The 12888-nt window shown below is 53.0% G+C and carries 8 protein-coding genes; 2 read left to right on the top strand and 6 right to left on the bottom strand.

Features of this window, described 5'->3' with window-relative positions:
• The first annotated feature begins 719 nt into the window (after positions 1 to 719).
• Complete coding sequence (locus RC85_RS05305) at positions 720 to 1571, top strand: DUF2314 domain-containing protein (RefSeq protein ID WP_235033306.1); 852 nt, start codon at positions 720 to 722, stop codon at positions 1569 to 1571.
• A 909-nt stretch (positions 1572 to 2480) separates the two neighbouring features.
• On the opposite strand, the gene RC85_RS05300 is transcribed toward RC85_RS05305, so the two are convergent.
• Together RC85_RS05300 and RC85_RS05295 are read right to left on the bottom strand one after the other, a co-directional pair.
• Complete coding sequence (locus tag RC85_RS05300) at positions 2481 to 5510, bottom strand: choice-of-anchor Q domain-containing protein (RefSeq protein WP_068259476.1); 3030 nt, start codon at positions 5508 to 5510, stop codon at positions 2481 to 2483.
• 99 nt (positions 5511 to 5609) lie between these two features.
• Positions 5610 to 6425 (bottom strand): SDR family NAD(P)-dependent oxidoreductase, encoded by an 816-nt coding sequence (locus tag RC85_RS05295; protein WP_068259475.1) that lies wholly within the window; start codon positions 6423 to 6425, stop codon positions 5610 to 5612.
• Positions 6426 to 6534: 109 nt separating this feature from the next.
• Between RC85_RS05295 and pyk the strand changes: the two genes are divergently transcribed.
• Positions 6535 to 8010 (top strand): pyruvate kinase, encoded by a 1476-nt coding sequence (gene pyk, locus RC85_RS05290; protein WP_068259473.1) that lies wholly within the window; start codon positions 6535 to 6537, stop codon positions 8008 to 8010.
• Positions 8011 to 8042: 32 nt separating this feature from the next.
• Here the strand turns inward: pyk and RC85_RS05285 are convergent, their stop codons facing one another.
• The 4 genes from RC85_RS05285 to RC85_RS05270 form a co-directional block, all read right to left on the bottom strand.
• Positions 8043 to 8429, bottom strand: a complete 387-nt coding sequence (locus tag RC85_RS05285; protein ID WP_149752793.1) for a hypothetical protein — start codon at positions 8427 to 8429, stop codon at positions 8043 to 8045.
• Positions 8430 to 8655: 226 nt separating this feature from the next.
• The gene (gene ald, locus RC85_RS05280; RefSeq protein ID WP_068259469.1) at positions 8656 to 9759 is read right to left on the bottom strand and encodes an alanine dehydrogenase; all 1104 of its coding nucleotides are present in this window, start codon (positions 9757 to 9759) and stop codon (positions 8656 to 8658) included.
• A 13-nt stretch (positions 9760 to 9772) separates the two neighbouring features.
• Positions 9773 to 11044 carry a lysophospholipid acyltransferase family protein gene (locus tag RC85_RS05275; protein WP_068259468.1) on the bottom strand — a complete coding sequence of 424 codons (1272 nt, stop codon included), beginning with the start codon at positions 11042 to 11044 and terminating at the stop codon, positions 9773 to 9775.
• Positions 11045 to 12679 carry a serine/threonine protein kinase gene (locus RC85_RS05270; protein WP_084422361.1) on the bottom strand — a complete coding sequence of 545 codons (1635 nt, stop codon included), beginning with the start codon at positions 12677 to 12679 and terminating at the stop codon, positions 11045 to 11047.
• Between the last annotated feature and the right edge of the window lie 209 nt (positions 12680 to 12888).

The following is a 12888-nucleotide window of genomic DNA, read 5'->3' as shown; positions in this document are numbered from 1 at the left end:
CTTAGGTAGCAAAAGTCGCAGAGACGTTTGATTTCTTGCACGGCCAAATCTCTCTACGAGTTTCGCGATATCAGTTGTTTTTCACGCGATGCTCAATCGAGCCACCCATCGATGTGCGACCATGAAATCGCTTTGCATCAAGTCGCTTTCCTTTGTGTCCTCTGTGCCCTTTGTGGCTGAAAACGTTCGCCGTTTGGCGATTCGCTAGCCACAAAGGGCACAGAGAACACAAAGTTTTGTACTCACCACGCACGAGATGTTTCGCGAAAGGGTGGAAGGTAGCCGACACCTATGATCTGTCCCAAAGGTCGGACCAACAGTGGCCGCCCGCCAAAACTTTTCTTCCGCATCAATGACTTGCATCATTTGCGTCACTGAGTGCTACGCCGACTCGTAAATTCTGGCACCATTCTCTTCTCGAATAGTCACAACCAAGCGTCCACTCGCAATTAAGCGTGAAGCAACAAAAAAATCCAGCAGCCATCCACCACCAGATCATGGAGGAAACGCCCTGCCCGTGTTTATCACCTATTTTGAAAAATGTTTTGCATTGCAACCGCCCCCGTTCCCTTTCTTTCTCCTTGATCCGCAGGAGTTTGCTCCGTCGCAAGCACACGTGGCTTTTTGGAGGCTGTACCTTAGGGTTGCGTTGGGCGACTTGTTTGGCGGTCGCCTAAAAAACATCCGCAAGTTTCCGCACCGTTAAATGGGTACCGACCGTGAGCGATGATCCTCCTGTCTTTTTTTCTTCCGGTGATGATCCTGAGATGTTCGAGGCGAGCAAGAAAGCTCGTCAGACCTTCAAGTTCTTTTGGCGAGAGTTGGCTTGGGAGCGTCGTCGCATCATCCCAGGACTCGAACTGGCCGCCGTGAAAGCGTCTTTGTCCGATCCTGCCGAAGTTCGGGCGGCCAACCCGGGCGGATTAGAAGTCGAACACATGTGGTTGATGGACATTGACTTCGATGGCCGACATGTCGAAGGCACACTGATCAATAAGCCTCACTCGTTGAAGACCTATCACGAAGGTCAGCAAGTGAAAATCGCCGGCAAGCAGGTCGGTGACTGGATGTACGTTTGCACGGGAGAAGTCTGCGGTGGATTCACGGTGGATCTGATGCGAAGTCGGATGAGTGCGAGTGAACGTAAACAGCACGATGCAGCTTGGGGGCATGATTTTGGTGATGCTGGGGTTGTCCCCTTGGTGCCAACAAGCCATCTCGGCGACGAAGCACCGAAGAAGAAAGGGTTGTTTTCAAAATTCAAGAAGGTGCCGCAGAAACCACAAGATTACAAAAAGGTGGCCGCAGCCGAGCATCCCATGTCGGTCAATATGCGAGAGTCTTTCGAGCAAGCGTTGCAAGAGAATCCCGAAATGCTGGAGCAGGCCGATGACGCCCACGGGTTCACATTCCTACATCAATTAGCGTTGGCGGGATCGTTGGACGGCGTCGATGTCTGCCTGAAACACGGAGCGGATACAAAAAAGAAAGCCAACAACGGCATGACAGCCTTTGACCTGGCAAAGTGTTTGGCGTGGAAACGCGTAATGGCCCGACTGCAAGCAGCTTAACGCTAACGTGATTCGATACAATTAGGTTTCAAGCAAGGTCAAATGGGGACAGGGCAAGGTCAAATGGGTCAAATGGGGACAGGGCACGAGCGAGAGTTGTCGACTGAAATGATAGCAAGTGCGATTGCAGATTGTCCCGGCACCGTTTGGCATGCCCTGTCCCCGTTTGGCATTATCACGAGCACACCATTTTTTTGTCGCTAATGTTTTTGTCTAAATCCTCCCAACCTCGCTCCTAGGCTGGCAAGCACACCACGCGTTCCAGTGAAGGTTAGACAAAAAAATTAGCGACAAAAAAATTGGGAGCATGAAGCCCGTGTGAAGCTATCCGACTCACGGCCTAGGTTTAAAGGGTCAAATGGGGACAGGGCACGAGCGAGAGTTGTCGACTGAAATGATAGCAAGTGCGATTGCAGATTGTCCCGGAGCCGTTTGACATGCCCTGTCCCCGTTTGGAACTGAAATGATAGCAAGTGCGATTGCAGATTGTCCCGGCACCGTTTGGTATGCCCTGTCCCCGTTTGAGATTTTGGCTGTCCCCGTTTGGGATTATCACGAGCACACCATTTTTTTGTCGCTAGTTTTTTTGTCAAAATCCTCCCAACCTCGCTCCTAGGCTGGCAAGCACACCACGCGTTCCGGTGAAGGTTAGACAAAAAAATTAGCGACAAAAAAATTGGGAGCATGGAGGCCGTGTGAAGCTATCCGACTCACGGCCTAGGTTTAAGGAACGCAAGATAAAGGTGACAGGCAACCCTTTGATTGCTCGGAACATCTCTGTATTACCTATTCTCACTTTTTGGTACCTGACACCTTTTTTGTGGACTGAGCAGGTACTGAACCCCGGCGGGCCCAGCTACGGGAAAACCCGGAAGTTATTTCGGGACTGTTCCTAGGTTTGAGAACCTTTTAGAAAAGCTGGTTCAGCGCCACGTCGGTTGCTTCCGCGTCATCGTCTTGCTGACTTTCGCTGACCTCGTTTCGAACGGGCAGTTGCTGGGCTTCGGTCAAACCGGAAACGAGTTCCCCTTCAAATTCACTGTCGGTTGCTGAATTGTCGGCTTGACGTGCCAACTCATTAATGACTCGCAGCGCGTCCAATGCGGTAATTCGTCCGTCACCATTTTGGTCAAAGTACCGACCGGGGAAATCACTGATCGTCAGCGGGTCTAACAAAATTCCAGTATCTGGATCTGAAAACGTTCCTCGCGCCAATTCGTTGATGATTTGAAGTGCGTCCAAGGCTGTGACTGTGCCGTTGTTGTTGACATCGTTAATTTGCAACACGTTTTGCCAAACCGCTGGCTTGCTAACCTCGATTGTTTCTCCGCCGCCATCAATAGTTTCGGCAGTTAACCGGAACTGGCCGTCGACCGTGACCGGATCCGCCATCAACCAATCCTCCGCGTCGGAAACGATCAGCGTGTCGAAGTCGGTGCTACCATCAGACGCCGGTGTCGTTTCCCCCAATAAGATGGAAAGCCGTGCGGTGGCGGGCGACCAGGCTTGAATGGTCGGCGCATCAATCGTGACGGTATTCAAATCAGGATTGGATAGATCGAGAGTTCCAAAACCGGTCACATTGATATTGGCGGAGGTGAAATCGATTGCACCACCATCGCCGACGACCGACAACGTGTTGCTGCCCGCACCACCGACGATGCTGAGTCCGCCGTTGGGAAGATCGATTCCGTCGACAACGTTGACGGTCAAAGTCGTGTCTTCCTCCGCACCGGTCAACGTGAGTGTTCCGGTGGCCGTTAACGGAGCACGAAAAACTTCCACCGTCCCGATCCGAACAACCGCTTCACCCGACTCGGTCGCAACGCTTGTTTGATCACCGGAAAACTGTATGCCAACGTTGGGTGTTGCCGAGCCATCAAGCAACGTTACTTGATAGTCTTCGACTTCACCGTCATCTGCTTGACCAAGCGGCGACAAACCGCCTGCGGTGCTGATGCGGAATCTAGCAAAGGTGGTCCCGGAATTTGCACCAGCGGGAATAGAGAAGGGCAGGGTGTTTGATCCGGCGGTCACATCGACACTGGCAAAGATCTGTTCGCCTGCGTCCAACCAATCGCCATCTTGATTGAAGTCAATCCAACCGTCCAAACGCCCCGCTTCGGACGCTGTGACTAGGTAAGCGGCCGTCGTGCTGCTGCTAGCGGAGGTCACAAAATCGCTGATCGCGATCAGACCATCATCGTCGGAGCCATCACCGTCGGCGGTTGCGGAAACCTGTCCGTCAACTTCTGCATCGACCTGATTTCCCAGAAACAATGATGACACAACATGCCGGGCTCCGTCATCGGATGCCAAGACGGCGTAGTCACCGCTGGCATCGCCAAAGTCTAAAGTAGGCGTCGAAACGATCGTCGAGAATTCGAAGGATCCAATATCGATTCGGTCATTGATGACTCTGGGGAACCCGTCACCGCGTTGATCGGTCGTTTCACTGGGTTCGGTTGGTGGGTTCGGGAAATTGGTATCTCCCGCGTCGATTGCGGGGCTTCCGCCTAGCAACGAATGCGTCAGCGTCGGACCACCGTTATCAGCCAGATCGCCGAGCAACGGGTCGATCAGACCACTGCCGCTTGAATCGCCGACCAGATTACCGGAACTGGGGTCAACCGATTGTGATTCGGTTAGCCCAGTCCCAGCATTGTTGCCGATCAAACTGAACGTCACCGAACCGGCTGTGTCAAGCGAATCACCGACCAACAAATCAGGTGCGGTGCCGGCCGTGTCGGTGTTGGCGGCGATGATGGAATGAACAGCGGTCAGTACAACTTGGCTAGCAGTTTCTGGTACCGCGACACCGCCACCGTTTCCACCGGACTGGTTGCCCGTGATGGTGCTGTGGTTGATGTCAACCGTTCCTCGCGACGCATACAAGCCACCACCATTTTCTATTGTAGCGGTATTCCCTGAAATCGTGCTGTTGATCAGGGTGACGTCGGTTCGCCGCGCAAAGATGCCACCGCCGAGTGAATCTTGCTCAGCGGTGGTGTTGCCTGAGATTGTGCTGGATTGAATATCCAAGGTACTGTTTTGAATCGCCAAGCCACCGCCGCTTGAATTGATTCCCCTGGTCGAGTTGCCGCTGATGGTTGAGTCTGTAATTGTGACGACGGTGTTGGTGGTGTAGATACCGCCACCGATCGCACTCTCGCCCTGGGTTTGGTTTCCCGAAACGGTGCTGCCCGAGATCGTCAGCGTTCCACCACCAGAAAACACTCCACCACCACCGGCGAACAAGCTGCCTGTTTGGTTGTTGGAGATCACCGAATCGATCACGGTTAAGCTGCCGGGATTATCTCGGTCGGCAATCGAAAAACCGGAAATCACCCCCGCGCCGGCAGCTCCCTGACCAAAGGTATTGTTGCCAGTGATCACGACACCATCAATCGTCAACATCCCCGTCGATAGTGATCGAATCCCAGCACCACCGGCTAGATCAGCGGTCGTGCGTCCACCGGTCAGAGTTAAGCCTTCGATCCGAACATCACCAGCATTGGCCGACAACTGGATCACTCGCGAATTGTTCATCGCATTCAGCGTGATTGCATCGGCACCTGGCCCAATTAGATCGACGGGATCATCGATCAATAGCTGCCCCAGACCAACCTCGAATTCGATCGTTCCCGTCAACCCGTTGGCGAACGAAATCGTGTCACGGCCTGCAAGCTGGTTTGCTAACGAAATCGCTTCTCGCAGACTTAGGTCCGACAAGTCGTCACCCGGATTCTGATCGAGTTCGTCATCCAGCGTCGTGACGACAAACGTCTGATCTTCGCCTTCCGCCAAGGAACTATCGGTGTCGAATCCAACTGAATCAAATCCCAGCGAAGCTGCCAACAAGCGACGACTTTCAAGCGATTCGCATCTCAGCCGTCGGCGATTACGAACGGTTTTTTGGCGACGATGGTACGATCTCATCAGCTAACCTAAACGTCAAGAAGAACAGTTGTTTTGCAAAACAACAGTATAGACGTTTTCAACGCAGTTTGGTTCCGCAGAAATCAGAGTCGCCTTTGGCTACTTTCCCGAAGTGAATTTCATCAGCAACCAATCGCCGAAACGTGGCGTGGCTTGGCCAGCGGCGATTAGGTATCGCAAATAGCCGGGTATCAGGATGTCTGGTTTGCGTTTGCGGATCATGCGGAGGACCTGGTTGACGACTCGTTGCGGATCGAGTCCAGAAATCCGTGCTCCCGCGCCAGGTTTTTTGGCCTGATCCGGCAAACTTGCATCGAGTTGGTTGTCGTAACGACTGCCCGCATCGCTGCGACGGATCGGGCCTGGATTGACGAGACCGACGTGAATGCCCTTGGGTCTCAGCTCCAGTCTCATTTGTCCCGTCATGGCAGCGAGCGCGTGTTTGGCGATCGCGTAACCGCCTAGAAAACGCGGACTGACTTTTGCGGCTAGCGAACCGATGTTGACAATGACTCCACCGGACTTTTCAAGCAACTCTATTGCTGACTGGCAGCACAGCATTGCTGAGACGACGTTTTGATTGATCAGTTCGTTAAGTCGATCGACCGTCAGTGTCGCAATTTGCCCGCGATCACTTTGCCCGACACAGTTCACCAGGACATCGAGTCGCCCTTGATTCTTCAAAACTTCATCAAAGACTAATTTTGCGTCCGACGAAACGGTAACATCAGCAACCTGGAAGGCGACACCTTTGACCGATCCAGCCTCTAATTGCCGGGCGGCTTCGCGGAGTCGTTCTTCGCTACGTCCCACGATTACGACAAAGTAGTCTTGTCGAAGCAGAGCTTGAGCGATCAAAAAGCCCAACCCCGCAGAGCCTCCCGTCACCACAGCGACCTTATTCACATCGTTCATCTTGTTTGAAATCTCAGTTTCTCGGATAACCTCTTGGATCGAAGACCGTAACCCTACTGTAATCTCTGAAACTTTCCCCATCTATTCCACGCTCTGCAAAAGCTAAACGATGCCTCCATTTGCTGCTCCATCGATTCCCAAAAAACGCCCTTTTGCCGGTGAAGCGTGTACCAAAATCGTTGCCACGTTGGGCCCCGCGTCCGACTCGGTGGAAATGATTACCAAGCTGATCCAGGCCGGTGCCGACGTGTTTCGCATCAACACCGCCCACGGAGATCGGGCTGCCCACCAACAAACCCTGGACAATGTTCGCCAAGCATCGGCCGAAGCGGATTTCCACGCAGCGGTGCTGGTCGATTTGGCCGGACCCAAAATCCGACTGGGTCAGCTTGTTACAGAACCGCTGCAACTGGACGAAGGAATGACAGTCTCCTTCGTCGCCGGTGACGACTCACCAAGCGAACTTGAACTGACCAGCACCTATGAAAATTTGATTTCTGAATTGGAAGTCGGCGACCGAGTCATGCTGGCCGACGGATTGGTATCGCTGCGGGTCACTCAGGCTACCGAGCAACGAGCCGAGTGTGTGGTGACCGGAGGCGGCGCGATCCGGTCTCGCCAAGGCATCAACCTACCCGGCGTCAAGCTGTCCGTCCTGGCCATGCTGCCTCGCGATATCGATAACGCAATTTGGGCCGCCAAAAACGAAGTGGACATCATCAGCTTGTCTTTTGTCCGATCACCCGAAGACGTCCACTCGCTGCGAAAACTATTAGATGAACACGATTCCAAAGCCATTATTGTTGCCAAGATCGAAAAGCCCGAAGCGCTTCAATGCCTGGAAGAAATCGTCGACGCAACCGATGCGATCATGGTTGCCCGAGGTGACTTGGGCGTCGAAATCGACATCGCGGAAACACCCGTCGCACAGAAACGCATCATTCGAGTTTGCCGCAGCCGAATCAAACCCGTCATCGTGGCGACACAAATGCTGGAATCGATGCACCATCACAGTCGCCCAACACGCGCCGAAGTCAGCGATGTTGCCAACGCGATTCTGGACGGTGCCGACGCTTGCATGTTAAGCGGTGAAACGGCGATCGGCGATCACCCCGTCAAAGCTCTGCAGACCATGAACCATATCATGTGCTGCACCGAGAATGACTTAACGTCAACCAGCATATCGTTCGGTCAAAAACAACACCGCAGAGTCGGACGCGTCCACGAAGTGACGTCGGCGATGACCGAAGCAGCGACAAACGTTGCCGAATCGATTGGTGCGAAGTTGGTGGTCATTGCAACTCGCAGTGGAAACACCGCATGGGTAAAGAGCCAAAGCCGTTCAATCATCCCGACATTGGGCGTCAGCGAATCAGTCGGAACGCTGCGTCGGATGAATTTGATGTGGGGCATTAAACCGTTCCACGTCGAATCAGTTGGCGAACCCACCGAGTTCATCCAAGCGATGTCTAACTGGGGCAAAGAAAACGATTTGCTAAAAACAGGTGACCGCGTCGTATTCATGACTGGCACCAAGCTGATCGAAAAAGTTCACAATTCAGTGGTGGTGCATACGGTTAAATAGCGTTCGCATAAAACAGCAACAACGTTCCGTGATCAATCGTCAATTTCAATGTGAACGGTTCCGCACAACAGCGGTGATTGATCGCCAGATTTTGCAATCTGAATTTCAATCTTGTTGGACAATTCAAGCTGCTTGGTGATCTCAACCCGAAGCGGGGTTTCCATCGGATCGTTCCACTCGATTGCCTTCTTATTGACTTGCAAACTTTGCAAACTTCCTTGCCATTGACTAATGGCCAAGAAAACGCGTGCTTGTTCGCTTAGGCCGGTCGGGCGGTTGAAAGACCGCCGATAGATTTTTTTATCCGACGTATTTGACAGATCCGAATCCGGCACGTCCGCCTTTGAATCGGTATGCAGATCGCCGGACGAGTCCACAGAGTCTCTTGTCCAAGGTCGCCTGAGTCGAATGATGTGCATCGTGTGTTCTGTGCGTGTGAGATTGTTGATTCGCGAGGTCGCGCGGGGCCGAACGCGCGGGGCGATGCCCACGCGGTTAAACGATTGAGCGTTTGTGTAGGCCGGAACAAGCGCAGCGCAGTTCCGGCAATTGCATTGTACTACTGTCGGATTGCCGGAACTGCGCAAAGCTTGTTCCGGCCTACATCAATTTAAAAAGCGCTCCACGCGGTTAAACGATTTAGAGCTATTCCATCGAATCAAATGGCAAGTCAAAGGCACCGGCAACCGCTTTGTTGGTGACCTTACCTTGGTGAATGTTGAGCGACGCTCGCAGCGGTCGTGAACTATCGATCGCTGCTCGCAATCCTGAATCGGCGAGTCGCAAGACCCATGGCAAGGTTGCGTTGCACAGTCCGAACGTGCTGGTCCGGCCGACCGCGCCTGGCATGTTGGCGACGCAGTAGTGAACGACTTCGTCGACGACAAAGGTTGGATCGCTGTGAGTCGTGGGTCTGCTTGTTTCAATGCAACCACCTTGGTCAACGGCAATGTCGATGATGACGCTGCCAGGTTTCATACGCGACAGATCTTCGGCAAGGACCAATTGCGGAGCCTTCGCTCCGGGAATTAACACCGACCCAATGACCAAGTCCGCGCGCTCGAGCTGTTCCAGAACGTTATACCGGTCACTGAATAACGTGTTGACGTTGGCCGGCATGACGTCATCGAGATACCGCAGCCGATCCAAGTCAACGTCAAGGATGACAACATCCGCCTGGAACCCTGCAGCGATCCGAGCGGCGTTGGCACCGACCACGCCGCCACCCAAAACGGTAATGTGAGCTGGCGCGACACCGGGAATCCCGCCAAGCAAAATCCCACGACCCATTTGCGGCTTCTCTAAATACTTCGCACCTTGTTGAATGCTCATTCGCCCGGCTACTTCGCTCATTGGCGTCAACAACGGCAAACGTCCCTTGGCGTCGCGCAGCGTTTCGTAAGCCAGACAACTGGATCCGCTATCGACCATCGCATCGGTCAATTCACGACTGGCGGCAAAGTGAAAGTAGGTGAACAGCAACTGGCCCGAACGGATCAGGTCAAACTCACTCGGTTGCGGTTCCTTGACTTTGATGATCAAGTCCGCGCGTTCAAACACATCGCTGCCACCGGCAACCAATTCTGCACCAGCCCGCAAATAATCGTGATCTGCTAATCCGCTGCCAAGACCGGCACCCGCTTGCACAATCACTTGATGACCACGTCGCACCAATTCCTCTACACCGACCGGCAACATTGCAATCCGATACTCATCGGATTTGACTTCACTGGGGATACCTACAATCATTTCTAAGATCCTTTTAAGCCATTCCGGCTTGGGTTGCTGTTCTTGCTTCGGTTGACAACGCGTTCACCATGGATCGTAGCCGCTGGTCCAATTGCTGCATCAAAGGATCCGTTTCGCCACGCGGTGCTTTGGCGGCGGGAACTTCGATGGCTTCGTCACACTGAATCACGACTTTCAACGGAATCTCGACGTTGGCTTTCCCCAAGAATGTTTCTTGCATCCGCTGAATCGTTTCGACAATGCGGGTGTCCGTCACTTCGTCACCCTGCAGATACGAATCGGGATAAGACAATAATTCTTGCGCCAAATTCGCATTGTCTGCTTCTTGCTGCAAGCTGGCCTGATCAAAACTTGCAACATTATGCTGCACGGACTGATCACGAGGACCAAATTGACGCGATACAACTTCGGATCGAATCGCACGCACTCGATCACGAACATTCATCTTGTCATTTTTGTCGTCGCCCAAAGCCAAGCGAGATTCGCCTGTTGTCAGCAAGTGGTCGATCAATGCATCGCGACGGTTCGGCAGCGGGCCGCTGACCGAATGCCCGAAGTGTTCGATCTCTTTTAGCGACAGCATGGCTTCGGCCAACGCGACAGTCCGCTGCAACACGGTGCGATCGTTGAAGCCTTGATGATTCTTACCTGACCATCCAAGTTGCGTTTCCATTTGCGAAAGCTGTTGCTCGGCCCAAGGTTTGGCGTCACCGACGCACAAGTATTTTAGTGCCATCGGATGCATCACAACTTTACCTTGATCCACTTTGGACCTTCGCCTGGCGGCAGTTCGTGCGATGAATGCGACACCATCAAGCAACGGCTTCAGCACATCGTTGGTTCGGTTGGTCGTGCCTTCGGGGAATAGGATCAGTGGACGTTCGGCGGTGGCTAAGATCGAGATTGCGGTTTCCAGCGATTGCCGATCCGACGCTTCGCGATGAATGCTAAAGCCACCCATTTTGCGAATCGCAAACGAATCAAAAAATCCGGTGTTAAACAAATGCCAAGACGCCATCGCAAAGACGTGCGTCCCTAACTGCCTAGCAGGCTTGCCGATGACCAACGGGTCGGCGTACCGACAATGATTCGGTGCCAACAAAATCCCATCGCCGCGTTGCAACGATTGTTGCCAATGATGCATGCCTCGCAAATCGTAATCGACCACACCTTCTTTCTTGGCGAGGTACCAATCAACGATCCGAAGAGCCTGAATTAGTGACGGCCAGAGGTTGCCGCGATGAGGCCCGACAAATTCGTAGGGCCTCGTAAGAACAACACTCATCTAGCTGGTCACTCTGGCGAGAAAAAATCCGATCGCAGCGGCGACAAAAAACAGTACCGTCACCAAAGTCCCGATCAACCAGGGGTTCATTCCACCATACTTTTTTTTCCCAGACGTTTTCCCAGAAGTTTTCCCAGAACCTCGACTGCCCGAATGAGACAGACCGGATCGACTGGCGTGACGATCCAAACTGACGGTTGATTTCCCGTCGGCGGACCCAGACAAACTGCTGACGCTGCTGACACTCCGGTGGACCTCAGACGCACCCGACTTGGAGGAATCAAATTGCTTGTCGTTTTTGCCCACTTGGGAATTTGGACGATACCCAGATTCCAACTGCAGATCCAAAAAACTGCCGCCCAAACTATCAGAGCGAAGTTTGACGTCCACCAATCGACCGCTGTCACCGCTGCTGATGCCGCCTTCCCGCAGAATTCGACTACGCGATTCCGCAAGCGTTTCTTCGTTCTTGTTGCTAACGGTATCGCTACCGATTCCCGAAAGACGCTGAAGATCATCCAACGAGATTGACGAAGAATCGCCAAACGGATCGACTTGCTGACCCAAGCCGACTGAAATTTTTGCGCCCTTGGGAACTGCCGCCGCAAACCTTTCCAACACTTCGGCAACGTCGGCCGCGTTTTGGTAACGGTACTTGGGATCCTTTTGGATCATCTTGACGCAGACGCCATCCAATTCGCCCGGGCAATCTGGACGATGCAAACAAATCGGTGGTGGCATTTCCGTTTGATGTTTAGCGATACGTTGAGCCAGGGTTCCATCAGAGAACGGCGGCTTTCCTGTCAGCAGAAAATACAAGGTGCAACCCAAGCCATAAATGTCAGCACGATGATCGACGGTATGACTGTTGAGAGCCTGTTCGGGTGCCAAGTAGTCTGCCGTTCCCAAAACATTTTCGTTATTGACGACCGTCAATGATTCTTCTTCCCCAGACGCAACCAGTGCCAGTCCCATGTCCAACAGCTTGACCACACCGTCGGGATCCACCAACAAGTTGGCCGGTTTGACGTCCCGATGAATGACACCTTTGCTGTGCGCATGCTGTAAGCCTCTTGCTGCTTGAGCGATAATGTCGGCAGCGGTGGAGAAGTCGAGGGCACCGTCACGTTTGACCAGTTGTTGCAAATCCAATCCATCGACATGTTCCATGACAATGTAATGGACATCACCTTCGTTATCGATGTCGTAGGCCAGCACAATGTTGGGATGATTCAGCGAAGCGATCGCTTTGGCTTCCAGTTGAAATCGGGCCAAGTAAGTTGCATCGGCAACGCGGCTTTTGGGCATCACCTTGATCGCACGTCGGTCGCCCATGCGAATGTGTTCAGCCAGATAGACGCTGCTCATTCCGCCGGTACCGATGTGACCGAGCAGTTTGTGTTTGCCTAAAAAGAAACCTTTATACTTTCCCGCCAGCAGTTTTTCGGAGTGCCACGGTGTGATCAATTTCTTTTTCTCGAACAGAGCGGCAAGTTTCCTTGGATCGCTGGGCAATCGACCATCGAGTTTTTCGCGCACCTTTCCCACCAGGCGGTCAAGCGCCTTAGGATCAACGATGCCGCTCTTGGCGACAATCTTCAGGAAGTGTTCGGAGTCGATTTTTTTTTGCGTCATGGGCGTCCAGCCGAGATCGCTCACTGTGGTTGCTAGCCGTGTTCCGTAATGTTGCAAATCATAATGTTGCAAATCATGTCGCTGGCACGGTGCATGTGAGAAGTTTCTAATTCTAGGGCAATCAGTGAAACCATTGGGAACTGGCCGAGGGAATTCTGGGCGTGCCGATTTACCCAGCACCTGTCAAGCTCTCTCCACCTACCCTAGTC

Source organism: Rubripirellula obstinata, from assembly GCF_001642955.1.
Classification (GTDB): domain Bacteria; phylum Planctomycetota; class Planctomycetia; order Pirellulales; family Pirellulaceae; genus Rubripirellula; species Rubripirellula obstinata.
This window is presented reverse-complemented; position numbering and strand designations above follow the sequence as displayed.